Genomic DNA, 26,730 nt, shown 5'->3' with positions numbered 1-26,730 from the left:
GCATCCTGCCGTCCGCCGTCGGCATCAAGAGAAGGTCGGCTGGAAGACAACCCTCCGATTTGGCCCGCGCAGAAGCCATTCACGTAGTGGGGTTGGCTTTGCCGCCCCACCGTTTCGTATCCGAAACGCGGGAGCCAATCGATCCCATCGGCGACGCATGACATCGAGCATTCGGCCATTCGGCTCCGGCCGCTGCTGTCGGGCGGCGGAGCCAACCCGACCACGGGAATGACGTTGCCCCACTGGGAGGGATGGCATCCTGCCGTCCGCCGTCGGCTCCAAAAGAAGGTCGGCTATAAGCCAATCCTCCGATTTGGCTTCCAGCCGGCACGTATGTCGAAGTCAGCTTCCCCGAAGACTCGATGAAGCGTGGCTTCATCGCTACAAAGGCTCCTCCATTTACGGGTAAAGCCAAAACGAAGGGGTAGCGGGGGAATCAAATTGCGGTCTGCCGTCCGGGCGAGGAAATTTGAGTCCAGATTCGACCCCCCGTCCAACTCACACTCCGAAGACCAGGTAGTTCCTAACAAACGATGCAGTTCAAGAAACAGTTTCTTCTCCCTCTAAGCCTTCTCAGTATTCCCGCCTGTCTGATGCTGGCGTCCAGCGCCGCGACGGATCGCCCGGGGTGGGTCGAGCGTTATTTGAACGAACCGCGTCCCGAGTGGAACGAATGGCAGAATTCACTCGCTCCCAAGGGAGAAAAGGCCCGACCACTTCCCTTGGCTACGGACGGAGAAACGGATTACGTCATCGTCATTCCCGCCGAGGCGACGCGCCAGGAACGCCGGGCCGCCAGCGAGGTCGCGCTTTGGCTCGAAAAGATCACCGGAGCCAATTTTCCGATCGTCAAGGACTCCGAGGAGCGGCGAGACCGCGAAATCAGCGTCGGATCGACCAACCGGGTTGGTTCCGAGGAAACCGAACTTCTATCCAAAGCCGGCCCGGACGGATACACCATCCACGTCAGCGACGAACGGCTTTTCCTCTTCGGCAATCATCCGAGCAGTCCGATGAACGCCGCCTTCGCTCTTCTGGAAGAAGATCTCGGCGTCCGCTGGTATAGCGAGCCGATGGTCCCGGCCAACAATCCGGCGATCGGCCGCACCTGGACCATGGTCGTTAACGAGCAGAACGAAGGGCTCAACGCCGACCAGTGGGCCGAAGGTTTCTACCGCGCTCCCTCTCACGAAACGCTCGAACTTTCTGTGGTTCCCCGGAGCGTGGAACCGGCGTTCAAGATGCGTCAGGTCCGGGTGCTTCGCGCCGTCAGTCCGTGGGGTCTCCGCAACCGGATCAACTTCGGATGGGCCAATCAGTATCAACAATATTATTACATTAACGGCTCGCTGACTTCCCACACGTTTCATTGGCTGGTTCCGCCCGAGAAATATTTTGAGAGCAACCCGGAGTATTATTCGCTGATCAATGGCGAACGCCGCTGGAGACGAGCTCAGCTCGATCTCTCGAATCCGGAGGTAGCGGAAATCGCTTCCCGCCGGGCGATTGAAGCGTTGAAAAGCGCCCCGCCCCACCGCCGGTTCCTCGAAATCAGCGCCATGGATTGGCGGGGACACAGCGAAGACGAGGATTCACTTCGGATCATGAAGGAACTCGGTTCCCGCAGCGGGCTCGTTCTCCAGTTCGTCAACCGCATCGCCGAGCGGGTCGCGGAGGAGGTTCCCGACGCCACTTTGACCACGTTGATTTACTGGGACACCAACCGCCCGCCCGCGGTTGATATGGAGATCCCCGACAATGTCGTCATCCGTTTCGCCGCCGATTGGGGCGCCAACTTCTCCTGGCCGTATCATTCTTTCTATGACGCAAAGCTCTCGGAGGATCCGGAAGAAATCAACGACCGCTGGGTCGCGCAACGCCCGAGCTTCGATCGCTGGAAAGGGATGTCGGAAAGGATGTGGGCCTGGATCTACCCGCACCAATACCGTCACTACCCGGCGCCGATGCCGAGCCTGCGACCCTTGGCCGAGAACCTCCGTTTCTTTGCCGAAGAGGGGGTGGAAAATGCCTACATCCAAGGAAACGAGGGATACGATCACGGACGCGACGCGATGCGGTTCTGGATTTACTCGAAACTGTTGTGGGACCCGACCCTCGACATCGAGGAACTGATGCTCGATTTCATCTGGGGGTATTACGGCGACGCCGCTCCGGACGTGGTTCGTTACCACGAACTGCTCTGGGACCATGCTGTCCAACACACCGATTTCAGCAAACGCCGCGATTGGATCTACGCCATTCACGACGAGGGAATGTTTCAGCACGGGTTTGTCGAAAGAGCCCGGGAGATTTTGGACCACGCTCTCCGCGCCGATGACCGCGAAGAAATTCGCCGCCGGGTGGAAGACCTGATTTTCGGGGTCGCCTACGTCGATAGCGTCCTCCTGATGGCCGAGATGCGCCGCGGCGAAACGCCCCCCGATCGCGACCGGTATAAAAAGGTCGGCCAGGAGGTCAGAGACCTCGCCCGCAGACTCGACGTCGACGTCATCCGCTTCTACGACGAGTTCGAAAGCTTGTTGGCCACGACGGAAGACTATCTCGCCGAATACGAACGCGTCGCCCGGGTTCGCCTCGACGAAAACTTCCTCGACCGCACCGCTTGGGAACCATGGGTTTTCCGAAAAGACCCGGATAACATCGGGTTAGAAGCCGAATGGTTCACCATGGCGGACGAGGCGGCAACCTCCTGGACCGAAGTGGAGGTCCCCGCCTTCCTGAGCGAAACCGAAATCGGACGCTATCTCGGCTACGGTTGGTATCGAACCGGTTTCACCCTCACCGAAGAACAGGCTGAGCGCCCGGTCGAAATCCAGTTCGACGGCGTCGACGAGCAGGCTTGGATTTTTGTCAACGGCCGATACACCGGGGAACACACCCTTGAATCCGAATTCCTCGAAGGCGACGACATCACAGTCCATGATTTATGGAACCGTCCCTTCGCCATCAAGGTCCCCGCGGAACAGTTGAAACCGGGACAAAACTCCCTCTTCGTGCGAATGCACGCGTCCGAGAACAACTCCGGCATCCACCAACCCGTCCGCATCTATCTCGGGGAATAACCAGTGACATGCACTCATCCAGTTTCATCAAAAGGTTTCCCATGAAAAACAACGATTCAATCCGTCCATTCCGCACCCGGGGGTTCACCTTGATCGAACTCCTCACGGTCATCGCCATCATCGGCATCTTGGCCGCCATCCTGATTCCCGTGGTCGGCAAGGTCCGGGAGTCCGCCCGTTCCGCCAGTTGCCAAAGCAACCTCCGCCAATGGCACGCCGCGCTTCTTCTGTACGTCAACGACAACAATGATCGAATCCCGTTGGCCATGGACCGCTTCCAGGGCGGGGACCGACCCACAGGCACCAACATCGCTTGGAACGCGATCCTCAGTGAATACCATGGCACCCGCGTCACCAGCCACTCCCAGGGGCGAAACGACACCATCGGGACCTGTCCTTCCCATGAAGATGATCATCCCCACGGCCCGAATTACATCAGCTACGGCATGAACACCTACTTCGGCGCTGAGTTCACCTCTTCGCGAGATCCCTCCAATCGGAAGATCATCACCCAGGTCGAACCAACCACGATCGTCTTTGCTGACAGTCTCGCCAACTGGCACCTCGGCACCAATCCCCGGGTCCTCAACTATCGCCACGCCGGAAAGGCCAACATGGTATTGCTCGGCGGAGCCGTTTACAGCGCCTCCCAACACGACCCGAATGATCCGCCCCCATACTACTGGGACCCGGAAAATCCGCCGACCCCCTAAAAAACGGTTAGCGCTCGCCGAATCCGCAACGACGAATCCCTACACCGACACACCCCACCGCTCTGGCGAGCGGTCCCCCGGCGCGAGGGGGACCATGCGCAAGCATGGTGGGGTGTGTTACCCCCTCATTCCCTGCCGCTCAACTTCGCCCAAATCGGCTCGAAAAAGAACAAGGCGTTCAACACCAGCGCATGACGGATCCGTCCGGCTCGAGCCCATGCGAAAACTTGCTCCACCGGCGCGAGGGTCACTTCAATTTCCTCGTCCTGATCCCACTTCAACTCCTTCTCCAAAACGACATCCTCCACCAAGACGAAGGAACATTCATTCCCCATGATGGCGGGATTCGGCCAGACATTGCCGATGGTTCGGGCGCGCTTGCCGACGTATCCAGTTTCCTCCGCCAACTCCCGCAATCCGGCTTCCAATGGATCTTCCCCCCCGTCGACCATCCCTCCCGGGATTTCCAGCGAACACTGCTCCACCCCGAAGCGAAACTGCTTCACCAACACCAGTTCCTTTCGAGGCGTCACCGCCAACACATTCACCCAGGGGGAGGATTCGATCGAAAAGAAATCGCGCTCGCTTCCCCGCACCGGATGGCGGCATCGCTTCCGCGAAACCGTGAACACCCGGCAATCGGCGTGCGGGTGCACCGCGTCGACCGTCCAATCGCACGGTCCGGATTCCGGCATCTGGCTCATCAGCGCGCCGGAAGACGGATGCGCTGCCCGACCTGGAGCCGCAACGGGTCGATGCCGGGATTCGCCTCGGTCAGACTCGTCAGGGACACCCCATGGTTCGCGGCGACCCGCGATAACGTGTCGCCGCCGCGGATGACGTAAAATTGCTCCTCCTCGGCGGGCCCTCCGTTTTCAACCGTCGCTGCTGCCGACGCCGATTGACCCGCATCCGACGGACGATCCGCCACCGGTGCCAGCGCGGTCGGCGCGGGAGGCCGCGACAATTCCGCGATCCGTTCCTCCAATCCCCGTGCCTGCGCGATGCTGTTGTTCAGGTCACGCCGCAACCGGGTCAATTCCTCGCTCACCTGGTCGAGCGCCCCTTGGGTGCCGCTGCGCAGCGCGTCGACCTCCCGTTTGATCCGGGCCGCGTTCGCCGAAAGGCCCGACGAACTTTCCTCCACTTGACTGACCTTCTCGAACAATCCGTGGACCTGGAGAAAATCGGTTCGGAGCTCGTCCGCCTGATTCTTGGACAAAATCCCGAACACCAGACCGGCGATCCCGAGAAAGATCCCGACCACCGCCGCCCCCATCACCAACTTGAAATTACTTTCCATCGCCGTTTTTGATTTTGCCCTTCCTACCCGCTGCGATACGGAAACTCAAGCCTCCAAAACGGAAGCTCGCGCGACGAGTAATAGAACGCGGCGAAAAAGCGGTGGGAAAAGAAGAAAGAAAGGCGAAAAATGGTCGGGGCGGAGAGATTCGAACTCCCGACCTCCTGCTCCCAAAGCAGGCGCTCTACCAGGCTAAGCTACGCCCCGACAACAAAGAAACGACAATCGCCCGCCCCCACCCCCTCTGTCAAATTTTTTCTCGGTTATCGCCAGAATTCGCCTCGGACACGGCTACTCTTCGGAAGCATCGAGGCCGATCACTTGAATGCCTTTAAACATAAACTGGTTGTCGCTCAAGCGAAGGGGCTTGCCACTGGCGGTGGTCACGTTTCTCAGGATCGCTTCCTCCGTTCTTACATACGGGAACTCTTCCACGTAGGAAGCATCCGTGAAACTTGGATTGAAGTTGGCGAAGATCGCCGGGCCCCGGTAGTTCGCCGGATGCCGCGAGTCGTCGATATGCAGCGTGTCGATGGTGATCCGTTTCGGCATGTAACAGGTGTAGCCGAAATCGTGTCGGCCGGAATAGGACCCGTTGATCAGACTGGCGCTGACCGGCCTGCCGCCCGAGGGGACAAAGACGGAGTCGCGAATGATGAACTCGCCCTCCCATGTGCTGCCGTAATCGGAACGCAAATTGATCAGGCTCCTCCCGTAGATGGTGGAGTTCTCCACGAGGAAGGTGCCGCTGCCGATGGCGTTGATGCCCTGGTGTCCGAGGGTCGAATTGCGGATGGTGACATTGGCCACGCCCATGTGGGCGTCGAATCGAGAGAAGGTACAGTTATCGAAGACCAGATTCTTACAGTAGTTCGAACCCATGATCCCCCAGTAGCGGGTGTCATTGATGTCGTTCGTCTGGCTGCAGTTTATGAAGGAGACGTTCAGGGCGCGGTTGAGCAGGAGCCCGTAACTCCCCATAGAGACAGTGGTGCCGGCCGACCCGATCGTCCGGTAGGTCTTACGGCCGGTCAGGATGGTGTTGCGGACCGTCACATAGGCGGCATCGCTGATAATGAGGAACCCGTTGTAGGGGGCGCCTTGGTCTCCTTCGCCGGTGACGCGGTGCTCCAGGCCATCCACCAGCACGTTGGACCGCTGAATGCTGATGCCGCGATTGTAGTAGGTGTATCTCGATTCAGCGCCGTTGGCGATGGTGGTAAAGCGTCCTCCGGTGAGGGTCAGGGTCGTTTCGTCGATGGGGCGGGCGGTTATCTCCGTGATCTGATCGAAATCCCAGATGATCGGCGCATCCGTATCCACATTGCCCTCTTTATCAACGATGAAAATATCCGTCTGACTCACGCCGCTATTCTGGTTCGGCCCGAATCGGATATAGCGCCTCACATTGGAATCCGTGACGGTGATCAGACTCGGGGCGGGCAACGAAACCTCGAGTTTCTCCTGATTTCTTCTCAGGGAGGAGACCCCTTCCAGCTCGAAGGTTTTCAAGTTCGAAGCCACCAGGAAAACGTGGGATCCCCGGTTTTCCACCGCCGTGTCGTCGATGATGAAAGAAGCGGTGCCGAAGTCGGTATCGGTTTGGATGATCGCAGTGCGATCTCTCCCGCCGATGTAGTAGGTCGCCCCTTCGTCGGCCTTTACCGGGAGGCCGTGCCGGTTGGCAAATTCGTGGGCTTTGACAATCGCCTCGATATCGTCGGTCTTGCCGTCACCCACGGCCCCGAATTGGCTATACCGGACCACCCCATCCGCTGGCACTTCAGCATCCGTTGATAAAATCAAACCGCCAAGGCTCATTGCCATTATAGCCGCAGTCATACAAATCTTTCCCGCCATCAAAAACCTTCTTTGGGTAAATTCCTACCCAGAGAGCCCCAAGAGCAGCCCCGGGTCAAGCCAGCGATTTCGATCTTCCAGGCCCAGCCCGCCTCCAATAATTAGCAAAATCCCGATCGTTCAGGAAAACGCTGTTTAGAAGTATTTGACATTTGAGATCCCAACCACCACATCTTTCGTTTTCCAACTTTATTTCCTCAATACCCCATGCAGCGTCCCCGTTCGCCCCAATCGCTTATCCTCGCCGCGCTCCTTGCCGTTTGGATTCCCGCCTCACTTCCCGACCTCCACGGCTCCCCCTCATCCCCGTCCCCACGCCTGTCGGCCGATTCGCTCCACTCACTGCTCGACCAGGCACTGCAAGCGTTTTCCTCCCAGGATTTCATTGCCGCCGCCTCGCTCTTTTCCCGCCTCCAGCAAGAGTTCGGCGCGGAACCCGAATACCTCGACCCGCAATTCCAACGCCGTTTGCTCCCGATCCGGGGCTACGCCGAACTGGCGGCCGGACAACCGCACGCCGCGGCCGACACCTTGACCCGCTTCGTCGCCGCCCACCCCCGCGACCCCCAGCATCCGGCCGCGCTCCAATCCCTCGCCTCCGCCCTCCACCACGCCGGTCGCCTGCAAGAAGCCCACGACCGCCTCGCGGACTTCAAACGTCATTACGCCAACCGCCCCGAAACGTGGCTGACCGAATTGCAACGCGCCGGACTCCTCTCCGAACTGGGTAAATCCGCCGAGGCCGCCGCCCTGCTGGCCGATCTCCTCGCAAGCGACGCCCCTCAACTCCTCCGCGAGCAAGCCCGTCTGCAAGCCGGACGGCGCGCCCTCGACCGCGGCGACCTCGCTCCGGCGGTCGAGCTCCTCCTTGATCATCCATGGGAGATCGGCTCGCTTGCCGAAATCATCACTCTCTCCATGGCCGCCCTCGATCTCGGCGACCGCCTGCTGGAGGCGGAAATCCCGGCCGACGCCCTGCGGGCCTACCAACTGGTTCTCCCCCGCCCCCGCCTGATCCATCTCCAACAATCGCGCAACGAAGAATTGGAAAGACTCCTCCAAAATCCTCCGGCCGCCCAAGCGAACCTCTTCTGGAGCGGATTCCACCGCCGATTACTCCAAAAAACGAATACACAACTCCGCGGCCTCGAATCCGCCGACGATTACACGCCCTCTCTGCTGCTGCGCCGCGGCCAGGCGTTCCTGTTCGCCGACCGATTCCGCGAAGCCTGGCTTCTGTTCGAGCGCCTCGCTCTCGACGAGTCGCTGGACCCGGCTTTTCGCGAAGAAGCCCATTACCGCTGGATCCTCGCCGCCAACGGGCTCGAATCCTGGGAAGAATCGCTCGCCATCGCCCGCAACTTTCTCTCCCGGTATCCCAGCGCCGAACTCGCCCCCCACGCCCTCTACCTGATCGCCCAAGCCCACGAGGAACAACGCCGCTATCACGAATCAGCCGAAATCCTAGCGGGCCTGCTAGCCGATTTCCCCGGGCACCCCCTTGCCCAACGCTGGCGCTTCAACCTCGGCTTCAACCACGCCTTGCTCGAGGATTTCCCTGAGGCACGGATCCATTTCGCCCAAGCGGCCGCCGACCATGAGGCGACCCAATTGACCGCCAACGCCGAACTCTGGCACGGATTGACCTTCTTTTTCGCCCGCGATTACCCGACCGCGCTGCAGGAATTCGACGCACTGGCCAACCGCTACGCGCGCCACCCGCTCTCCGGCGAGATCCAGTATCGCCGCGCCGCCACCCTTTACGCCATGCGCGATTACCCACGGGCGGCAAGCGCGGCCTCCGAGTTCATCGAACGCTTCCCGTATCATCCGCGGCATGACGAAGCGTTGGTCCTTCTGGGCGACATCCAAATGGGGGCCGGAGCCCTTGACGATGCGCTGCGGACCTTCGCGAAAATCCAGCCGGAGGCCGGTCACGGATTCGTTTATGCTCTCTTCCAACAAGGGAAAATATTTCGCGCCCAAGAGAAATACGAAGAAATGGTCGCGCTCTTTTCCGCGTATTCGCGCCGCGACGACATCGTTGAAAAACCTCGCCTGAGCGAAGCGCTCTACTGGATCGGCTGGGCTTACAACGCGCTGGATCGTCCGGCGGAGGCACTGCCACTCTTCCACGACGCCCTTGCGGCCCATGGCAACGATCCCGACGCCGGTGAAATCGCTTCGATCCTGTCGCTGCTCGAACGTCTCGAGCCACCCGCCGACGGCATCGATAACAACGGCTTTTCCTCCTGGATCGCGGACGAGCGGCCACGGGCTCTGAGCGAAGGACGGCTGACTTATTTCTCCCGGCTGACCCTCCACCTGGCCCGGCAAAAGCGCCGCAGCGGCGCCGCCGTCCACGCGGACAACCACCTGTTCGAAATCGCCGACCTCGTTCCGCTCGATCTTCTCGGACCCGACGCCCTCGGTGAGGTCGGCCACATGTTGACCACGCTCGATCTCCAAAGCGCCGACGAGTTTTTCAAATCGCTGCTCACCCGCTTCCCCAATGCTCCGGAACGGGCCTTCGCCTTCCACGGCCTCGGCAAACAGGCCCAGCGCTCGGGCGACCACGAACAGGCACTCCTTTGGTTGCGGCGATTCACGCACGAAACACCGACCCATCCGCTGATCGGCGACGCCTTGCAACTCGCGGGCGAAAGCTTGGCCGCCCTTGGTCGATACTCCGAAGCCGACGAACAGTTTGAAGAGATCCTCAGTCTCCGCTCGATGCGCGGGCGCCCCCATGCCAACGCATTGCTCGGTCTCGCCCGCAACGCCGCCGCCGCGGGAGATCCAGCCAGGGCGATCGCCTACTATCAACGGGTCTACACGGTCCACCGCGCTCAACCCGACCTCACCGCCGAGGCTTATTACCAAAGCAGCCTTTTGTTCGAGCAACTCAACGATCCCGGCGCCGCCCACCGGAGTCTGGCCGAAATGCTCTCGCTCGCCGAACTCGCCACTTCCCCGTTTTTCGAAAAAGCCCGGCGTCGGGAACCCCTCCTGGCGGCCCACATCGACGACTCTTTAACTCCGGAACGAATCCCCGAATGAAACGACTCCCACGCCTTTTCCGTTTTTCCTTACTCGGTCTCCTCGTCGCCTTCGGAACAATTACTCACGGGTCGGCCGAGTCGATTCCCCCCATCGCTCCGGGATTGATCCGGGTAGAACTTGCCGACGGCCGTTCCTACACCGGACGCCCGGTGTCGTTCCGCGACGATATCCTTCTCCTGCGGTCCCGTATTGATGGAGGCGAAGTGGACCGGGGATTTCCCCGCGATCGGATCGTTCGACTTCACTTTCCCGGCGAGGAGACCGTGGAGGAAGCTCTGGAAGCGCTGGAAGCCGGCGATCTCGCTCAAGCTCTCGTTCCCCTCGAGTCGATTTGGCGGCAACGGGCCCCCTTCCTCGCCCTGCTCGAACCGGAAACGATCGATCTGCTCACCCGGCTCCCAGTCGCCCATCTCAACGTCGGCGACCCGTTCCGCGCCATCGGCTTGGCCCGGAGCCTCACGCCGCATGCGGCCACCCCACCGGCCGCCGCCCGCCTCCAGGAAGCCTTGCTGCTCGGTCACTATCAGCTCGAATACTACGACCTCGTCGAGGAAATGGCCCGGGACTGGATCCGACGGCAACCCCCTTTTCCGGACTCCGCCCTCGGCTGGAAAATTCTTGCCGCACTCGCCCTGCAAGAGGACGACTTCGACCAGGTTTCCTGGAGAGCGCTCCACCCGGTCGCCTTCGCCGGGCCGGAGCCGATTCCCTATTTGGCGGAATGTTACGCCATGGCCATCCATGCCGCCGATCGCCGCCACGAAACCGATGGAGCCGTCCGCCTCTACAAGGAGATGCAAAGTAGGCGGTTAAACTGGCCGCCCTCCCAAAAATTGGCCGAAACCGGCGCCCGCTACGCCACCTTGGCGGAGGAGACCAAACGAACGCCCCTTCCCCAAGCCGCCCCCGATCTCGATCTCCGCCCACCCGAAGACGACCTCAATCTCCCGATTCGCCAGGTCCGCAAGCTTCTCACCGACTCATGAAAACACTCCCTCTCATGAAACCTCGCTGTTCATGCGGGTTGCAGGGCCAAATCGGAGGGTTGGCTTCCAGCCGACCTTCGTCTCAAACCAGTGCCGACGGCGGACGGCAGGATGCCATCCCTCCCAGTGACACGAAAGCTTCATTGCATGTCGTTCCCCAAGCCCAGCCCAAATTTTAACTGCTATGACAAAGATCCTACGACCAATCATCTTTCTGACTCTCTCCCTCGGCGCTCCGGCGACCGCGTTCGGCGGGGGCGATGACGCGCTCGCCAGCGAAGGCGGACTCAATCTTTGGAATATGCTCCAGCAAGGCGGGTGGGCGATGTATCCGCTCGGCCTGGCTTCGCTGGTAATGTTCTTCCTGATTTTTTATGGTTACCGTGAAACGAATCGAAAAAAATTCATCCCGGATACAATCCTCTCTCCATTGTCGGATCACCTCGCCTCCCGCGACCTCCGCCCCGCCCATCAACTGTTGCAAGCCCATCCGACCGTCCTTTCCCGCTCCCTCGAATCGGCTCTGGCCCGCGCCCGACCGGATTGGCCCGATGCAAACAAGCTCCGGGTCGAAGCTTCGCTGGCGGAGTCATTGGAACACGAGGAGAACCTGGTCGGACAATGGATCAACTACCTCAACGTAGTGGCGACGGTTTCTCCGATGGTCGGCCTCCTTGGCACGGTAAGCGGCATGATCGGGGCATTCCAAACCATCGCCCGCGGCGGCATGGGCCGTCCGGAGTTGCTCGCGGGGGACATCGGCGAAGCTCTCATTACGACCGCCACCGGCCTCGTCATCGGCATCCCGGCGATGATCGCCTACTTCGTCCTTCGCAACCGCCTCGACAACATGATGCTCGCGGTCGGCCAAACCGCCTCCCTTTTAGTCGACCGCCTCGCCGGAGAAATCGGAGTGACACCCAGCGCCCCCGAAACCGAAGAATCCCCCTCTTTCCAACCGGAACCGCTATTCGAAAGCCAACAGTAGGCACGCTCCAAACACGAAGAAACCCGGCCGAAATCCGGCCGGGTTTCTCTTTCCGCAATGGACTCCGTAAAGCGAAGAGTCCGTGCTTCTCGCTTCCTCAATCAGAAGAAATAGGACAAACCAACCGTCGCGCGGAAGGTGGTGTCACTGGTATCACTCGGATCGAATCCGTATCCGACTTGATACTTGATCGCCACATTCCGGGCGACGAACTGCTTCAAACCGACATGCACTCCGAGAGCATCGGCGATATCGCTGCCGATCCCGAACAGGTAGCTGGCCCCCACATACGGGAGGAAATCATCTTGAGCGGCTCCCCGGAAATGCCAATCGACCCCCGGTCCGATCAGGCCCGTGGTGCTGGCGTTCGAACCGCCGCGCAATTCGCCGATGGCGAGAAGTTGGAGGTTCTGGTTATAGAAATAGCCGTAGTAACCTTGGAATCCCCAAGACCGACCATCACTGTCGGTGAAGTTCCCGGAAAACCCGGTTTCATGGGTGCCAGTGCGAATCTGGGCGTTTGCTGCCGTCACAAGACCGAGTGCGAAAGCTCCGGTCAACAAGAGCGTAGTTAGTTTTTTCATAGCCGTAGTTTGTTCGTTGTTTGTTTAGTCAACCCGACTTAGTCCGGCCGGGTAACGGAACGTTTGTAACATCCTAAACTTAAGGGGACAAGCCAGTTTTTCAAAAAAATTACTCTGAAAAACTTTCCGTCACCCACCACGGTCCCCCTCTCCATCCGGAAGCCGCCGTGAATGATTGCCTCCTGTAAGACTTCGTCACTTTCTGACTAAGGTTAAGGAACTCAGGGTGCCTCGGTTTGTCAAATAGCGGGCCCAAAGCCCCGGGAAAGATCTTCCGCGCAGGATTGACCTGCTGAAAACCGTCGTCGAAAATCCGAGGTTTCATGACCGGTCCGATCCCTCGCAAAAAGCTCGCCGAATGGCTGGATTTCCTGGAGCAATTGGCCGCTTCCCGCGGTTTCACCTGCTCGAGGTGGGGTTTCACCGATCAGTTTCCGCTACTGGCTTTCTCACGCGACGCCCGGCAACAGGATGGAAAAACAACGCCCCGGGTCTACCTTTCCGCCGGCATCCATGGAGACGAACCGGCGGGACCGCTCGCCATCGAGTGTCTGTTGCGAGAAGATCGCTTGGATCCGGAGATTTCCTGGACGGTTTGTCCCGCCCTGAATCCGGCGGGCTGGGCGGCGGGCACCCGGGAGACTCCGGCGGGTGTCGACCTGAACCGCGACTACCTCTCGCGCCGCAGCATTGAGGCCCAGGCCCATTGCGCCTGGATCGACCACATGCCGCGCCCGGATCTTTACCTCTCGCTTCATGAGGATTGGGAAGCCACCGGTTTCTACCTCTACGAGATCAACACGTCGGGATATCCGTCGGTGGCCCGGCAGATACTCGAGGCGGCCGCGACGGTCCTGCCGATCGAACCGTTACCCCAGATCGACAATCACGCGGTGGCGGCCCCCGGGTACATCTCCCATTCCCCCGAGCCGGACGAACCGGGGAACTGGCCGGAGGCGATCTACCACTGCAAGATTTACCCCCACCTCTCCTACACCTTTGAAACGCCGTCGTCGGCCCCAATGGAAAAGCGAATCGCCGCCCAAATCGCCGCCGTGGAAGCCGCGGTGCGAGCGTTCCGCGAAGACCGGTCAGCCGATTCGCGCTAAAAAATGGGGAAAGGGAAAAGAGGGAGAGTCGCGCCTCAGCGCCGGGGTTGCGGGAGCATTTCGGCGCCGGTCCAGGGATCGATCCGGATCTGTCGCCGCTCGCCACCGAACAGGAATTCCACCGAAAACGAGGTGGAGGAGCCGTCCGGGTAAAAAACCACTTGTTCGATCGGACGGGTGTTGATCAGTTCGCCCCGAATGAGCACCAGCTCCGTCGTCGGGCGTTCCTGGACGAATTCGACGGTGATCGGGGCACCGGTGCGGGTGACGCCGACGGCCTCGAAACTGGCGGTGTTGGTCCCGCCGCTGATCAGCCGAAAGGTCGACGCCTCCGCGTCATAATACAAGGTCACTGGCCGACGGGTCATCAACGCTTGGAGGCGTCCCTCGCGGGTCGCCTCCCAAAACGCGTTTTCCACCGTCGATTCCTCCTGGTCGCGCAACGCGCTGTCGATGTTGACGACCATGAGGGTCCCGATCATTCCGATCAGGAAGAGGACGAGGAGAACTTCGAGGATGGTGAAGCCGGCCCTCGCCCGCTTACCAGTTGCCGATGTTTTTGTCACTGTCGACGCCGTCCGGGCCGAAGGAGAAGACATCGTAGCTATCCGGATTCCGCTGGCCCGGGAAACGGTACTGGTAGGGATTGTTCCACGGATCGAGCGGAATCTTGCCCCCTTCGAGATAAGGTCCGCGCCAACGGTCGGAGTTATTCGACGGAGCGGTGATCAACGCCTGAAGCCCTTGCTCCGTGGTCGGATAGGTCCCCATGTGCATCCGGTAGGTGACGAGCGGGGTCCGGATCGACTCGGTGACAAAGATCCGGGCGACCGATTCGGAACCTTGCCCGATGATCCGGTCGGCGTTGCGGAACAACACGGTCACCAACATGCCGAGAATGAAGAGAACCACCAGCACCTCCAAAATGGTGAATGCCTGGCGGGAATTGCCGGCTTTGCCGAGCCGAAGCTTGTTTGCCGCTGGATTTTGTAACATCATACGAAGAAAAGAGTAAAGCAGACTGGTTTACGGAATTCGAATTAATTGTTTAAACTCCCGCCGGAGGCCAAAGTTACCGAGGGCATGAATAAATGACGAACGTTGAAAAGTGCAATACGCTATTGACCATTTCTTTGGACAACGGTTCCGCATTTGACGAGAAGGAATGCGGATTCCCCGATTCGAGATGAAAGCGAGCGTTATCCGGTTTTCCCGATTTGGCAAGCCGACGGAGGTTTTGCGCCGGCAAGCGGTCGATACGCCCGCCCCGGGGCGAGGCCAGGTCTTAGTCCAAATGCTCCGCTCCCCGATCCATCCGTCCGACCTCGGCTCGATCGGCGGCACTTACGGGGAACTGCCGGAACTCCCGGCGGTGCCCGGCCGGGAGGGAGTCGGCGAGATCCTCGAAACCGGCCCGGACGTCGCCGGGCTCGACGTCGGTGACCGGGTCTTGCTGCCGGAGGGATGCGGTTGCTGGCGGGATCGGCTCGTAGCGGAAGCGGCGGCGCTGGTCCGAGTCCCGGAGGATGTCCCGGTCGAACAAGCGGCCATGGCGACGATCAATCCCCCGACCGCCCTCCTCCTGCTCGACGAGTTCGTCGATCTCAAACCGGGCGACTGGGTGATTCAAAACGCCGCTAATTCCGCGGTCGGCCACCATGTCATCCAACTTTGCCGCCACCGGGGTCTCCGCACCCTCAATATCGTCCGGGAGGCGCGCTGGATTGACCGCTTGAAACAAGCCGGCGCCGAGGAAGTCCTCCTCGAAGGCCCGGACACCGCCGCCCAAGCCCGCGAAATCACCGGCGAGCGCCCTTCCCGACTCGCGCTCAACTCGGTCGGCGGTCCGAGCGCGATCTCCTTGATCAAGACGCTCGGCGACGGCGGAACGTTGGTCACCTTCGGCGGCATGACCGCCGAACCGGTGCGCTTCCCCACCCGTTACCTGATTTTCCACGATATCCGGCTACGCGGCTTCTGGCTCCACCGCTGGAAACAAAACCATTCCGCCGACGAACAGGCCGCGGTCCGCGCCCAAATCTTCGACCTCATGGCCTCCGGCGTGCTCCGCGCCCCGGTCGACACCTTTTATCCGCTCGACCGTTTCCAGGAAGCGGTCGCCCACGCCTCCCGCTCCGGCCGGAGTGGGAAGGTCGGGTTCGCCATGGGAAAAAGGGATAGACGATAGCTGATAGACAATAGACGATAGATAGACGTTTTTTTATTCTCCCAATGTCCTCATTCACCCTTTCCGGCAATATCGTCGACCTCGTCGGCGGCGAAATCTTCGAAGGAACCCTGGCGGTGCGCGATGGGCGCATCGAGTCGGTCCGCCGCGAGCCCGGCGTCCATTCGACCTACCTGCTCCCCGGATTCGTCGACGCCCATGTCCATGTCGAGAGCTCCCTCCTCACCCCGGCGGAATTCGCGCGCCTGGCGGTGGTCCACGGAACGGTCGCCACCATTTCCGATCCCCACGAGATCGCCAATATCCTCGGAGTCGAGGGGGTCAATTACATGATCGAGAACGGACGGCAAACCCCCTTCAAATTCTTCTTCGGCGCCCCTTCCTGCGTCCCCGCCACCCCCTTCGAAACCGCCGGGGCCACCGTGACTCCAGCCGACGTCCGTGCGCTGCTGGCCCGGAAGGATATCTGGTATTTGAGCGAAATGATGAACTTCCCCGGCGTCCTCCACGCCGATCCGGAAGTGATGGAAAAACTCACCGCCGCCCGCGAAGCCGGCAAACCGGTCGACGGCCACGCCCCCGGACTGCGCGGCGAGGCCGCCGCCCGCTACGCGGCCGCCGGGATTTCGACCGATCACGAGTGTTTCACCCGGGAAGAGGCATTGGACAAATTGGCAGCGGGGATGAAGATCGCCATCCGCGAGGGTTCGGCCGCCCGGAACTTCGACGACTTGGTCGATCTCCTCGGCAGCCACGCCGACCGCTGCATGTTCTGCACCGACGACAAACACGTCGACAGCCTGATGGTCAGCCACATCGACGACCTCGTCCGACGCGCCATCCGCGCCGGCCACGATCCGATCCAGGTCCTCCGGTGCGCCTCGTTGAATCCGGTCCGTCACTACGGCGTGCCGGTCGGCCTCCTGCAACCGGGCGATCCCGCCGATTTTATCGAGGTCGACAATCTCACCGACTTGCGCGTGCGGAAAACCTTCATCGACGGCCGCCTCGTCGCCGAAGATGGCCAAACCCACATTCCCCGCGTGCCCTCCGGCATCATCAACCGCTTCGCTGCAAAACCGGTCGCTCCGGAGAACTTCCGGATCCGCCGGAGCCCCGGCAGCCTGAACGTCATCGAGGCGATCGACCACCAATTGGTCACCCGTCGGCTCCGGATGGAACCCACCACCTCGGGCGATCTCGCCGTGGCCGACCCCGGACGTGATCTCCTGAAGCTGGCCGTCCTCAACCGCTACCGGCCCGCCCCGCCCGCCGTCGGTTTCGTGAAAAATTTCGGTTTGCGCCGCGGCGCCCTCGCTTCCTCGGTCGCCCACGACTCCCACAACATCATCGCCGTCGGGGTCACCGACGAGGCCCTCGCCGAAGCGGTCAATCGGATCGTGGAGCACGGCGGCGGACTCTCGGTCACCGACGGAGAACGAGCCGCCGAAGTCCTGCCGCTGCCGGTCGCCGGCCTGATGAGTCCGGAGGATGGCTACGCCACGGGCGAACGCTACCTGCGGTTGGAAAAATTGGCGAAAGAGCTCGGTTGCCGCCTGGACGCTCCCTTCATGACGTTATCGTTCATGGCGCTGTTGGTCATCCCGGCCTTGAAATTGAGCGACCAAGGGCTCTTCGACGGAGAGTCGTTCGCCTTCGCCCCGCTGTTCGAGGAGGGTTCCTGACGCCAACGTGGGTGAGGCGTCCCGCCTCAGCGCGTGGGTTTCGGGGGAGGAACCAGCTCCGTCTGGTCCGGTAAGGCGTGAGAAACACACGGAGCCGGGACGGTCCCGCCACTTTCGGCATATACGCCAACGGCGTTTCGTCCTCCAGCCCAAGGTTGCCGCGCGAATGCGGGGCTACCTTGGGTCTTGGTTCCGGAGACGATGATCTACCTCGAAGAGGTTGCGCCCTTGCCCCCCGTGCGATGGTGGATCGAACGCGGGCGGAACCGCGTTGCGGTTCGTGGCGTCGAGCATCGGTCTCCAGGGTAGGCCTCGTTTCACTCGGCTCAACCCTGGGCTGAAGGGCGTAAGCCCGTTGGACTATGGAACCCTTGGTGCTGAAGTAATACGATCGAAGGCCTCAAAAGTGGGTGAGGCGTCCCGCCTCAGCGCGTGGGTTTCGCGAGAGAGACCAGCTCCGTCTGATCCGGTAAGGCGTGAGAAACATACGGAGCCGGGACGACCCCGCCACTTTGCGGCATATACGCCAACGGCGTTTCGTCCTCCAGCCCAAGGTTGCCGCGCGAATGCGGGGCTACCTTGGGTCTTGGTTCCGGAGACGATGATCTACCTCGAAGAGGTTGCGCCCTTGCCCCCCGTGCGATGGTGGATCGAACGCGGGCGGAACCGCGTTGCGGTTCGTGGCGTCGAGCATCGGTCCCCAGGGTAGGCCTCGTTTCACTCGGCTCAACCCTGGGCTGAAGGGCGTAAGCCCGTTGGGCTATGGAACCCTTGGTGCTGAAGTAATACGATCCGAAGGCCTCAAAAGTGGGTGAGGCGTCCCGCCTCAGCGCATGGGTCCAGCGGCCACGGATCAGGAACCCGCGAGAAACACACGGCTGGGACGACCCCGCCACTTTGTGGCATATACGTCAACGGCGTTTCGTCCTCCAGCCCGAGGTTGCCGCGCGAATGCGGGCTACCTTGGGTCTTGGTTCCGGAGACGATGATCTACCTCGAAGAGGTTGCGCCCTTGCCCCCCGTGCGATGGTGGATCGAACGCGGGCGGAACCGCGTTGCGGTTCGTGGCGTCGGGCATCGGTCCCCAGGGTAGGCCTCGTTTCACTCGGCTCAACCCTGGGCTGAAGGGCGTAAGCCCGTTGGGCTATGGAACCCTTGGTGCTGAAGTAATACGATCCGAAGGCCCCCAACGTGGGTGAGACGTCCCGCCTCAGCGCATGGGTCCAGCGGCCACGGATCAGGAACCCGCGAGAAACACACGGCTGGGACGACCCCGCCACTTTGTGGCATATACGCCAACGGCGTTTCGTCCTCCAGCCCAAGGTTGCCGCGCGAATGCGGGGCTACCTTGGGTCTTGGTTCCGGAGACGATGATCTACCTCGAAGAGGTTGCGCCCTTGCCCCCCGTGCGATGGTGGATCGAACGCGGGCGGAACCGCGTTGCGGTTCGTGGCGTCGGGCATCGGTCCCCAGGGTAGGCCTCGTTTCACTCGGCTCAACCCTGGGCTGAAGGGCGTAAGCCCGTTGGGCTATGGAACCCTTGGTGCTGAAGTAATACGATCCGAAGGCCTCAAAAGTGGGTGAGGCGTCCCGCCTCAGCGCGTGGGTTCCGGGGAGGGATCAGCTCCGTCTGGTCCGGTGAGACGAAGGAAACACACGGAGCCGGGACGACCCCGCCACTTTGCGGCATATACGCCAACGGCGTTTCGTCCTCCAGCCCAAGGTTGCCGCGCGAATGCGGGGCTACCTTGGGTCTTGGTTCCGGAGACGATGATCTACCTCGAAGAGGTTGCGCCCTTGCCCCCCGTGCGATGGTGGATCGAACGCGGGCGGAACCGCGTTGCGGTTCGTGGCGTCGGGCATCGGTCCCCAGGGTAAGCCTCGTTTGACTCGGCTCAACCCTGGGCTGAAGGGCGTAAGCCCGTTGGGCTATGGAACCTTGGTTTTGACGTAATACGATCCGAAGGCCCCAAAAGTAGGTGAGGCGTCCCGCCTCAGCGCATGGGTCCAGCGGCCACGGATCAGGAACCCGCGAGAAACACACGGCTGGGACGACCCCGCCACTTTGTGGCATATACGCCAACGGCGTTTCGTCCTCCAGCCCAAGGTTGCCGCGCGAAAATGCGGGGCTACCTTGGGTCTTGGTTCCGGAGAGGATGATCTACCTCGAAGAGGTTGCGCCCTTGCCCCCGTGCGATGTTGGATCGAACGCGGGCGGAACCGCGTTGCGGTTCGTGGCGTCGGGCATCGGTCCCCAGGGTAAGCCTCGTTTCACTCGGCTCAACCCTGGGCTGAAGGGCGTAAGCCCGTTGGGCTATGGAACCCTTGGTGCTGAAGTAATACGATCCGAAGGCCCCAAAAGTGGGTGAGGCGTCCCGCCTCAGCGCATGGGTCCAGCGGCCACGGATCAGGAACCCGCGAGAAACACACGGAGCCGGGACGGCCCCGCCACTTTGCGGCATATACGCCAACGGCGTTTCGTCCTCCAGCCCAAGGTTGCCGCGCGAAAATGCGGGGCTACCTTGGGTCTTGGCTCCGGAGACGATGATCTACCTCGAAGAGGTTGCGCCCTTGCCCCCCGTGCGATGGTGGATCGAACGCGGGCGGAACCGCGTTGCGGTTCGTGGCGTCGGGCATCGGTCCCCAGGGTAGGCCTCGTTTGACTCGGCTCAACCCTGGGCTGAAGGGCGTAAGCCCGTTGGGCTATGGAACCCTTGGTGCTGAAGTAATACGATCCGAAGGCCCCCAAAGTGGGTGAGACGTCCCGCCTCAGCGCATGGGTCCAGCGGCCACGGATCAGGAACCCGCGAGAAACACACGGAGCTGGGACGACCCCGCCACTTTGCGGCATATACGCCAACGGCGTTTCGTCCTCCAGCCCAAGGTTGCCGCGCGAATGCGGGGCTACCTTGGGTCTTGGTTCCGGAGACGATGATCTACCTCGAAGAGGTTGCGCCCTTGCCCCCCGTGCGATGGTGGATCGAACGCGGGCGGAACCGCGTTGCGGTTCGTGGCGTCGAGCATCGGTCCCCAGGGTAGGCCTCGTTTCACTCGGCTCAACCCTGGGCTGAAGGGCGTAAGCCCGTTGGGCTATGGAACCTTGGTTCTGAATTACTACGATCCGAAGGCCCCAACGTGGGTGAGGCGTCCCGCCTCAGCGCGTGGGTTTCGGGGAGGGATCAACTCCGTCTGGTCCGGTGAGGCACAGGAAGCACACAGAGCCGGGACGGTCCCGCCACTTTGCGGCATATACGCCAACGGCGTTTCGCCCTCCAGCCCCAGGTTGCCGCGCGAATGCGGGGCTACCTGGGTTCTTGATTCCGGAGACGATGATCTACCTCGAAGAGGTTGCGCCCTTGCCCCCCGTGCGATGATGGATCGAACGCGGGCGGAACCGCGTTGCGGTTCGTGGCGTCGAGCATCGGTCTCCAGGGTAGGCCTCGTTTCACTCGGCTCAACCCTGGGCTGAAGGGCGTAAGCCCGTTGGACTATGGAACCCTTGGTCCTGAAGTAATACGATCCGAAGGTCCCAACGTGGGTGAGGCGTCCCGCCTCAGCGCGCGCATTTCGGGGGAGGGACCAGCTCCATCTGGTCCGGTAAGGCGTGAGAAACACACGGAGCCGGGACGGCCCCGTCACTTTGATGACTTACAAATCCGCTCCGGCTTCGCGCAATTTTTCCAGTACCGTCCCGGGACCGAACAGTTCCGGCAAAATAACCGGTTCGTCGCGCACCGGAGAATAAATAAGGTTAAAAGGAATCGCCGAACGTCCAAACGCCGCCAACGCCCGGGTGATCACCGGATCCCGACTGGTCCAGTCGGCGATCAACAACGCCACGTCGTTGCGCAAAAACGCCTCGATCACTTCCGGATTGTCGTAAGCCCGTTTGTTGACCTGACAGGTGGCGCACCAGCGGGCGGTGAAGTCGATGTAAACAAATCTCCCCTCTTCCCGCAAAGCCGCTTCACGCTCGGGCGACCACGGCTCCCAGACTAGGAAATCCCGCTCCCCCGCATCCCCTGCGGCCAGCATCGCCTGCCGCCGCTCCTGCTCGTTGATCCCGCTCCAGGCATACCCGAGCGGCCCGACAATCAACGCCAACGCCATCAAACGCGCCACCCACTGGGTGCGCCGTTTCCGGTGAAACGCCCCCCAGCGTCCATACACCCAACAACCCATCGCCACCACCACCAGCGCGAAAAAGATCTCCAACAAAAGCGTCGCCTCCAACTGCCCGGCCAAAACCCACACCAAATAAGCGACCGTCCCATACAACAGAAACGACATGAACTGCTTGAAGGTTTCCATCCATCCGCCCGGCCGCGGCAACATCTTCACCAAAGCCGGAAATGCCGACAGCGTCAGATACGGCAGCGCCAACCCGACGGCGATCGCCGTGAAAACCAAAATCGAATCGACCGGCGGCAAAATCAGGGCGGTTCCCAACGCCGGAGCCAAAAACGGCGCCGCGCACGGAGTCGCCACCACGGTGGCCAACACCCCGGAGAAAAACGATCCGCTCAGGCCGCCTTTTCCGGTCAACTTACTCCCGACCCCGACCGCCGAAAGGCCGAACTCGAACACCCCGCTCATGTTCAACCCGAACAACAGCAGGATCGCCGTCAACGCCAACACAAACCCCGGTTCCTGCAACTGGAATCCCCAGCCGAGCTCCTGCCCCCCCGCCCGCAATGCGATCAAAATCCCGGCCAAAATCCAGAAACTCAACAGAACCCCACCAGTAAAAACCAGTCCATGGGCCACCACCTTCCCCCGGGCCTCTCCGGCTTGGTTGACGAAACCCATGATCTTCAGCCCGAGGATCGGAAAGACGCACGGCATCAGGTTCAAAATCAACCCGCCGATGAATCCGATCAGCAAAAAATATGGAAGCGACGGCCCTTCCGCCCGCCCTTCAACCTTCCCAGCCTCGCCTTCATCCGCTTCGACGACCGCTGGAGTCCATTCCCCCATCAGCTCCGTGACCTCCGGATCCAGCCGGGTCTCCCCGCCGACCGGCACCGCTCCGGCGACCGTCGTTTCCCCCGGCATGCAGATCTCCCGGCAGACCAACCAGGAAACCGTGGCGTTCAACTCGACCGTTCCTTCGACTTCATCGCCGACCTCGATCTCGCTCCAAAGGACCACCGTTCCCCGGTAACCCTCGCTATCCTCGCCCATGAAGACGAATTCAGTCGTCGGCGGATACCGGACGGGCCCGGCGGTGACTCCCGGCGGCAAATCCCATTCCACCTCCGTCGGCAATCCGCTCAACCCCGGATCCTCGCCGTAGATATACCAACCCTCAGCGATGGTGATGAGGACTCCCGCCCGGAACGTTTCCCCCGGACGCACCTCCACCGCCTCCGAAACGACTTCCACCCGCACCAACTCCTCCTCCGCCCCGGCCCCCGGGAGGAAGGCGACCCATGGCAATAAGAACAACAACGAGAATCTGAGAGACTTAAGCGACCACATCGAAGAGAGTAATAACACCGTACACGGAAAAACCCTTGGGAAAACAAAACGATCCAAGGGTCACTCGGTCAATCGGCTATTTCGATCAACCGATTTGTCGGAGCGTTGGAGTTCCGCAATCATGCGGCCACGCCCTCAACCTATCGGAACCGCCGGACCACAGCTCGGCCCGGCGGCTACCCGTTTCCCTAACCTAGCACAGTCGCTAAAATAGCTTTTTCCCTGTCACCACTCCGGCGATCAGCATCACAATGAAAACCGCCAGGAACAGGAAGAAAAGCACTTGGGCGATCGTCGCCGCCGCTCCCGCGATTCCTGTGAAGCCGAGCACGCCGGCGATGATCGCGATTACCAAAAATGTCAGTGCCCATCCAAGCATATGTTCCTCCTTTCGTATGTTAATTCGTTGCGGGAAGTCGCATCTCCACGATTCCCTTTGCTTATAGAGGAACTTACTCGGAACTGGCCCAAATGTAAGAGCCAACCCCTCGACTCCGGGTTTCCCCGAAACCCTCCGACGGAAAACCGCCTACAACAACCGCAGCGTCCGCCGATAGATTTCTTCCGGCGTCCCGAGCGCCGAAATCTCCCGCAGCAAACCCCGCTCCCGGTAAAAATCGATCAACGGCGCGGTGCTCTTCCGATAAGCCTCCATCCGGACCCGGATCGCTTCCGGAGCGTCGTCCTGACGGATGATCAACTCCTCCCCGCAGCCGTCGCACACTCCCGCGACCGCCGGAGGATTGGTCTCCACATGGTAAACCGCCTTGCACGCCACGCAGGTCCGCCGCCCCCCGAGCCGCTTGGCGATCGCTTCCAACGGCATTTCGTAACAGAGCACCGCATCGAGCTTGATCTTCTCCTCGGCGAACAACGCTTCCAGGGCGGTCGCCTGCGCCACCGTCCGGGGAAAACCATCGAGGAGAATTCCGCCGCGACACCGGAGGCAACGGACACGTTCCCGCACCATTTCCAAAACTGTCCCGTCGCTGACTAATCCCCCTTGGGCCATCACCTCCAAGGCGGACCGGACCGCGGAGGTATGATCGGTGGCGGACAGCGTCTTGGCCGCCCGGAAAATATCGCCGGTCGAAAGCTGACAAGCCCCGAGTCCGCGACTCAAGAGCTCGGCCTGGGTCCCTTTGCCCGCCCCGGGGGCTCCGAGGAGAATCAGTCGCTTCGGATCGGACACCCTCATCGGCGGTTTGCTGCATCTGGCTATGCCACCCTTCAACCAGGCGGCGCGATCATGAGCGAGTGTCATCGGCGTAATGGATTTGCGGATTCGCCTCCAGCATACCGCGCCAAAACCGCACACACTCACCGCGAGTTGCCCACCTTCGGGCGTCGATTGCACCCGCTCCCGGAGAAAACTTCTATCCCCATATAAGCCAGGGTCCGGGCCGCGCCCGATGAACACCATGGAATGAAACTGCTTTTCGAGGCGAAGCCTCTTTGGAGTGCTCCGCGTCCCCGCGGAGCTTTCGAGCGCGCGGAAGGGCTCCGGCCGTCGAATGGCTGCCGGGCGTGCGGCCATCGTTGGTCATTCGGAAAGCGGTGCAGGGACGCACCGCACTCCAAAGCGCTTCGCGCGAAAACCGGATCGCCTCCCAACTCGCATGAACAGTGAAGTTCATAAGAAAGAGGAAGTCCCGCCTTCCCGCACGACAATCCCTGACCCGATCGGGTCAGGGATTGTCGTGCGGGAAGGCAGCGCGCATTGTGTCCTGTCGCGAGAAATCCGCCCCCACCCCGACCAGAGCCGAATTGTTCCTTATTCCCCGTCAACCGACGGCGATGACGTCCGTTTCCGGCGCCTTCGAGGTCAGGATCTCGATGAACTTCTTGATCGCCGGAGTGAGGGTCCGGTTCTTCCGATACAAAATCGCCAACGGGCGGGTATATGTGCCGCCGCGGAGGTTGACGGCGACCAAACTCCCCTGCTTCACCTCCTGGGAAACCGTCACTCGCGGGACGATCGCCACGCCGGCGTCGATCTCAACCGCCCGCTTCACCGTTTCGATGTTGTCGAACTCCATCACCGGCTCGATCTCGATCTTGTGCTGCCGCAGAATGCCGTCGACCGCCTTCCGGGTCGGGATGTCCGGATCGAATCCGATGAACCGATGTCCGGCCAGATCCTCGACTTTGACCGATTTCGCCTCGGCCAACGCATGCTGCGGCGGGCAAATCAGCACCAACTCGTCCTCCCGAAACGGCACCACTTGGATCTGCCGCGTCTTGTTCGGAAACGCCACCAATCCGAGATCGACCGAATTGTGCAGAATATCTTCGTAAACCAGGTTCGAGCGGCGGTATTCCACCCGAACGTTCACCGCCGGAAACTCCTGCAAAAAGCGTTTGATGTAAGGGGGCAACTCGTGGAGCCCGATGCTGTAGATCGTGGCGAGACGGATCGTGCCGCTGATCACCTTCTTCATTTCCTGCAACTCGCTGCTGAGCTTCTCGTATTCGTGCAGGATGTCTTTCGCCGCCTCGTAGAGACGCTGCCCCTCGCGGGTCAGATGAAATCCCTTCTGGCTCCGGTCGATGACCAAAACGTTGAAGTTGCGCTCCATGGCCCGGAGTTGCTGGCTGACCGCCGACTGGGTGATCCCATTCAACCGCGCCGCCTTGGAAAAGCTTTCACTTTCCACCAAATCCGCGAAAATTTTGAAGTTTTCCACGTGCATGAGGCGGAAGATAAAATATCCTTATCGGAATTCAATGACTAAAGAAGAAAATCTAATGCTCCCCTTTGAGCGCTTCCTGGAGCGCGTCGCCACCCTCCGCGAGCGGATCGCCGCGGCGTGCCGCGAGGTCGGCCGCGATCCGGCGGATGTCAAACTGATGGCGGTCACCAAGACCCATCCGGTGGATGCCGCGCTCTACGCCGCCCGCGCCGGTCTCCCGTGCGTCGGGGAAAATCGGATACAGGAGGCGGTCGACAAGATCGCCCGCGCCCCGGCGGACCTCTCCATTCCATGGGAATTGATCGGGCATCTCCAATCGAACAAGGCCAAGATCGCCGCCCGCACCTTCGCCCGGATCCAAAGCGTAGACCGGATCAAATTGGTGCACGCCCTGGACCGCCACGCGGCGGAGGCGGGGCGAATTCTTCCGATTCTCCTGCAGGTCAACTCCGGGGAAGACCCCGCCAAATTCGGCGAGTCCGTGGAGGAGGCCCCCTCCCTGCTCGAAGCGGCCATGGCGTCCGACCACCTCCGGGTCGAAGGCCTGATGACGATCGCCCCCCTCGACGAATCGCGCGATGTGGCCCGGGCCGCCTTCGCCAGGCTCCGCCAATTGCGCGACGAGTTACAAGCCCGCGTCGGCCATCCTCTCCCGGAACTCTCGATGGGCATGACCGGCGACCTCGAAGAGGCGATCGCCGAAGGCTCCACTCTGGTCCGCATCGGCACCGCCCTCTACGGCACCCGGGAACGGTAAGCGATCCCCGGCCATGTTTGCGGGCATGGCGGGGGGCGGATTCCCCAGTGGCCTCAGCCTACGGGGAATCAGCGAGGGGTCAGTTTGCGAAGCAACGCCACCGCGGGCAGGATCGCCTTGGCTCCGCGGAAGCGATAGGCCACCCCGGCCACCGCCACAGTCAAAAGTATCGTGGTCGTCTTACTCATCGATGTTCTCCCTTAAGTTTGTTCGTGTTTCCGATCTTCGGTTTCTTCT

Annotated in this window: 19 protein-coding genes and 1 tRNA gene; 9 read left to right on the top strand and 11 right to left on the bottom strand. The window is 61.2% G+C overall.

From position 1 onward, the window contains the following. Nucleotides 1-533: 533 nt before the first annotated feature. Together ACWUI2_RS06565 and ACWUI2_RS06560 are read left to right on the top strand one after the other, a co-directional pair. On the top strand, nucleotides 534-3,083 hold the full coding sequence (locus ACWUI2_RS06565; protein ID WP_486982056.1) for a DUF4838 domain-containing protein: 2,550 nt from the start codon (nucleotides 534-536) through the stop codon (nucleotides 3,081-3,083). A 41-nt stretch (nucleotides 3,084-3,124) separates the two neighbouring features. Continuing rightward, nucleotides 3,125-3,796, top strand: coding sequence for a type II secretion system protein (locus ACWUI2_RS06560; protein WP_486982055.1), 672 nt, complete (start codon nucleotides 3,125-3,127; stop codon nucleotides 3,794-3,796). A gap of 125 nt (nucleotides 3,797-3,921) precedes the next feature. On the opposite strand, the gene ACWUI2_RS06555 is transcribed toward ACWUI2_RS06560, so the two are convergent. The 4 genes from ACWUI2_RS06555 to ACWUI2_RS06540 form a co-directional block, all read right to left on the bottom strand. Further along, nucleotides 3,922-4,500, bottom strand: a complete 579-nt coding sequence (locus ACWUI2_RS06555; RefSeq protein WP_486982054.1) for an NUDIX hydrolase — start codon at nucleotides 4,498-4,500, stop codon at nucleotides 3,922-3,924. Then, nucleotides 4,500-5,099, bottom strand: coding sequence for a LysM peptidoglycan-binding domain-containing protein (locus ACWUI2_RS06550; protein ID WP_486982053.1), 600 nt, complete (start codon nucleotides 5,097-5,099; stop codon nucleotides 4,500-4,502). Before ACWUI2_RS06550 ends, ACWUI2_RS06555 begins: the two co-directional genes overlap by 1 nt. A 130-nt stretch (nucleotides 5,100-5,229) precedes the next feature. Continuing rightward, nucleotides 5,230-5,306, bottom strand: a tRNA-Pro gene (locus ACWUI2_RS06545). A gap of 84 nt (nucleotides 5,307-5,390) precedes the next feature. Next, nucleotides 5,391-6,926 carry a right-handed parallel beta-helix repeat-containing protein gene (locus tag ACWUI2_RS06540; RefSeq protein ID WP_486985048.1) on the bottom strand — a complete coding sequence of 512 codons (1,536 nt, stop codon included), beginning with the start codon at nucleotides 6,924-6,926 and terminating at the stop codon, nucleotides 5,391-5,393. 240 nt (nucleotides 6,927-7,166) lie between these two features. Here ACWUI2_RS06540 and ACWUI2_RS06535 point away from each other — a divergent pair, with 240 nt between their 5' ends. From ACWUI2_RS06535 to ACWUI2_RS06525, 3 genes are all read left to right on the top strand, one after another. After that, a complete protein-coding gene (locus ACWUI2_RS06535; protein ID WP_486982052.1) occupies nucleotides 7,167-10,019 on the top strand; it encodes a tetratricopeptide repeat protein in 2,853 nt (950 codons plus the stop codon). Beyond that, the gene (locus ACWUI2_RS06530; protein WP_486982051.1) at nucleotides 10,016-11,008 is read left to right on the top strand and encodes a hypothetical protein; all 993 of its coding nucleotides are present in this window, start codon (nucleotides 10,016-10,018) and stop codon (nucleotides 11,006-11,008) included. The genes ACWUI2_RS06535 and ACWUI2_RS06530 overlap by 4 nt, the downstream gene beginning before the upstream one ends. 184 nt (nucleotides 11,009-11,192) lie before the next feature. After that, complete coding sequence (locus tag ACWUI2_RS06525; protein WP_486982050.1) at nucleotides 11,193-11,996, top strand: MotA/TolQ/ExbB proton channel family protein; 804 nt, start codon at nucleotides 11,193-11,195, stop codon at nucleotides 11,994-11,996. A 101-nt stretch (nucleotides 11,997-12,097) separates the two neighbouring features. Here ACWUI2_RS06525 and ACWUI2_RS06520 read toward each other — a convergent pair whose 3' ends face one another. Continuing rightward, on the bottom strand, nucleotides 12,098-12,580 hold the full coding sequence (locus ACWUI2_RS06520) for a hypothetical protein (protein WP_486982049.1): 483 nt from the start codon (nucleotides 12,578-12,580) through the stop codon (nucleotides 12,098-12,100). A 323-nt stretch (nucleotides 12,581-12,903) separates the two neighbouring features. Between ACWUI2_RS06520 and ACWUI2_RS06515 the strand changes: the two genes are divergently transcribed. After that, the gene (locus ACWUI2_RS06515) at nucleotides 12,904-13,689 is read left to right on the top strand and encodes a M14 family metallopeptidase (RefSeq protein WP_486982048.1); all 786 of its coding nucleotides are present in this window, start codon (nucleotides 12,904-12,906) and stop codon (nucleotides 13,687-13,689) included. Nucleotides 13,690-13,724: 35 nt separating this feature from the next. Here the strand turns inward: ACWUI2_RS06515 and ACWUI2_RS06510 are convergent, their stop codons facing one another. After that, nucleotides 13,725-14,288 carry a GspH/FimT family pseudopilin gene (locus ACWUI2_RS06510; protein ID WP_486982047.1) on the bottom strand — a complete coding sequence of 188 codons (564 nt, stop codon included), beginning with the start codon at nucleotides 14,286-14,288 and terminating at the stop codon, nucleotides 13,725-13,727. Further along, the gene (gspG, locus tag ACWUI2_RS06505; RefSeq protein WP_486982046.1) at nucleotides 14,230-14,688 is read right to left on the bottom strand and encodes a type II secretion system major pseudopilin GspG; all 459 of its coding nucleotides are present in this window, start codon (nucleotides 14,686-14,688) and stop codon (nucleotides 14,230-14,232) included. Before gspG ends, ACWUI2_RS06510 begins: the two co-directional genes overlap by 59 nt. Before the next feature lie 187 nt (nucleotides 14,689-14,875). Here gspG and ACWUI2_RS06500 point away from each other — a divergent pair, with 187 nt between their 5' ends. Next, nucleotides 14,876-15,877: an MDR family NADPH-dependent oxidoreductase gene (locus tag ACWUI2_RS06500; RefSeq protein ID WP_486982045.1), complete on the top strand. Its 1,002-nt coding sequence runs from the start codon at nucleotides 14,876-14,878 to the stop codon at nucleotides 15,875-15,877. A gap of 44 nt (nucleotides 15,878-15,921) precedes the next feature. Then, entirely contained in the window at nucleotides 15,922-17,562 is a 1,641-nt protein-coding gene (ade, locus tag ACWUI2_RS06495; protein WP_486982044.1) for an adenine deaminase, read from the top strand. A gap of 3,648 nt (nucleotides 17,563-21,210) precedes the next feature. Here the strand turns inward: ade and ACWUI2_RS06490 are convergent. The 4 genes from ACWUI2_RS06490 to ACWUI2_RS06475 all read right to left on the bottom strand — a co-directional run bounded on the left by ACWUI2_RS06490 (nucleotide 21,211) and on the right by ACWUI2_RS06475 (nucleotide 25,736). Beyond that, nucleotides 21,211-23,013 (bottom strand): protein-disulfide reductase DsbD family protein, encoded by a 1,803-nt coding sequence (locus ACWUI2_RS06490; RefSeq protein ID WP_486982043.1) that lies wholly within the window; start codon nucleotides 23,011-23,013, stop codon nucleotides 21,211-21,213. Nucleotides 23,014-23,248: 235 nt separating this feature from the next. Next, nucleotides 23,249-23,422, bottom strand: coding sequence for a DUF1328 domain-containing protein (locus ACWUI2_RS06485; protein WP_486982042.1), 174 nt, complete (start codon nucleotides 23,420-23,422; stop codon nucleotides 23,249-23,251). 150 nt (nucleotides 23,423-23,572) lie between these two features. Continuing rightward, complete coding sequence (locus tag ACWUI2_RS06480) at nucleotides 23,573-24,241, bottom strand: adenylate kinase family protein (RefSeq protein WP_486982041.1); 669 nt, start codon at nucleotides 24,239-24,241, stop codon at nucleotides 23,573-23,575. A 586-nt stretch (nucleotides 24,242-24,827) separates the two neighbouring features. Beyond that, a complete protein-coding gene (locus ACWUI2_RS06475; protein ID WP_486982040.1) occupies nucleotides 24,828-25,736 on the bottom strand; it encodes a LysR family transcriptional regulator in 909 nt (302 codons plus the stop codon). Between the two features lie 34 nt (nucleotides 25,737-25,770). Between ACWUI2_RS06475 and ACWUI2_RS06470 the strand changes: the two genes are divergently transcribed. Then, nucleotides 25,771-26,493, top strand: a complete 723-nt coding sequence (locus ACWUI2_RS06470; protein ID WP_486982039.1) for a YggS family pyridoxal phosphate-dependent enzyme — start codon at nucleotides 25,771-25,773, stop codon at nucleotides 26,491-26,493. Nucleotides 26,494-26,730: the final 237 nt, after the last annotated feature.

Source organism: Verruconatronum alginivorum (assembly GCF_056590205.1).
This window is presented reverse-complemented; position numbering and strand designations above follow the sequence as displayed.

What these genes read in the sequence shown, in the direction of transcription:
- ade (WP_486982044.1), top strand. Translation starts at nt 15,922, where the DNA reads ATGTCCTCATTCACCCTTTCCGGCAATATCGTCGACCTCGTCGGCGGC.
- ACWUI2_RS06555 (WP_486982054.1), bottom strand. Translation starts at nt 4,500, where the DNA reads ATGAGCCAGATGCCGGAATCCGGACCGTGCGATTGGACGGTCGACGCG.
- ACWUI2_RS06515 (WP_486982048.1), top strand. Translation starts at nt 12,904, where the DNA reads ATGACCGGTCCGATCCCTCGCAAAAAGCTCGCCGAATGGCTGGATTTC.
- ACWUI2_RS06550 (WP_486982053.1), bottom strand. Translation starts at nt 5,099, where the DNA reads ATGGAAAGTAATTTCAAGTTGGTGATGGGGGCGGCGGTGGTCGGGATC.
- ACWUI2_RS06535 (WP_486982052.1), top strand. Translation starts at nt 7,167, where the DNA reads ATGCAGCGTCCCCGTTCGCCCCAATCGCTTATCCTCGCCGCGCTCCTT.
- ACWUI2_RS06470 (WP_486982039.1), top strand. Translation starts at nt 25,771, where the DNA reads ATGACTAAAGAAGAAAATCTAATGCTCCCCTTTGAGCGCTTCCTGGAG.
- ACWUI2_RS06525 (WP_486982050.1), top strand. Translation starts at nt 11,193, where the DNA reads ATGACAAAGATCCTACGACCAATCATCTTTCTGACTCTCTCCCTCGGC.
- ACWUI2_RS06520 (WP_486982049.1), bottom strand. Translation starts at nt 12,580, where the DNA reads ATGAAAAAACTAACTACGCTCTTGTTGACCGGAGCTTTCGCACTCGGT.
- ACWUI2_RS06510 (WP_486982047.1), bottom strand. Translation starts at nt 14,288, where the DNA reads ATGTCTTCTCCTTCGGCCCGGACGGCGTCGACAGTGACAAAAACATCG.
- ACWUI2_RS06480 (WP_486982041.1), bottom strand. Translation starts at nt 24,241, where the DNA reads ATGAGGGTGTCCGATCCGAAGCGACTGATTCTCCTCGGAGCCCCCGGG.
- ACWUI2_RS06565 (WP_486982056.1), top strand. Translation starts at nt 534, where the DNA reads ATGCAGTTCAAGAAACAGTTTCTTCTCCCTCTAAGCCTTCTCAGTATT.
- ACWUI2_RS06560 (WP_486982055.1), top strand. Translation starts at nt 3,125, where the DNA reads ATGAAAAACAACGATTCAATCCGTCCATTCCGCACCCGGGGGTTCACC.
- ACWUI2_RS06530 (WP_486982051.1), top strand. Translation starts at nt 10,016, where the DNA reads ATGAAACGACTCCCACGCCTTTTCCGTTTTTCCTTACTCGGTCTCCTC.
- ACWUI2_RS06475 (WP_486982040.1), bottom strand. Translation starts at nt 25,736, where the DNA reads ATGCACGTGGAAAACTTCAAAATTTTCGCGGATTTGGTGGAAAGTGAA.
- gspG (WP_486982046.1), bottom strand. Translation starts at nt 14,688, where the DNA reads ATGATGTTACAAAATCCAGCGGCAAACAAGCTTCGGCTCGGCAAAGCC.
- ACWUI2_RS06540 (WP_486985048.1), bottom strand. Translation starts at nt 6,926, where the DNA reads ATGGCAATGAGCCTTGGCGGTTTGATTTTATCAACGGATGCTGAAGTG.
- ACWUI2_RS06500 (WP_486982045.1), top strand. Translation starts at nt 14,876, where the DNA reads ATGAAAGCGAGCGTTATCCGGTTTTCCCGATTTGGCAAGCCGACGGAG.
- ACWUI2_RS06485 (WP_486982042.1), bottom strand. Translation starts at nt 23,422, where the DNA reads ATGCTTGGATGGGCACTGACATTTTTGGTAATCGCGATCATCGCCGGC.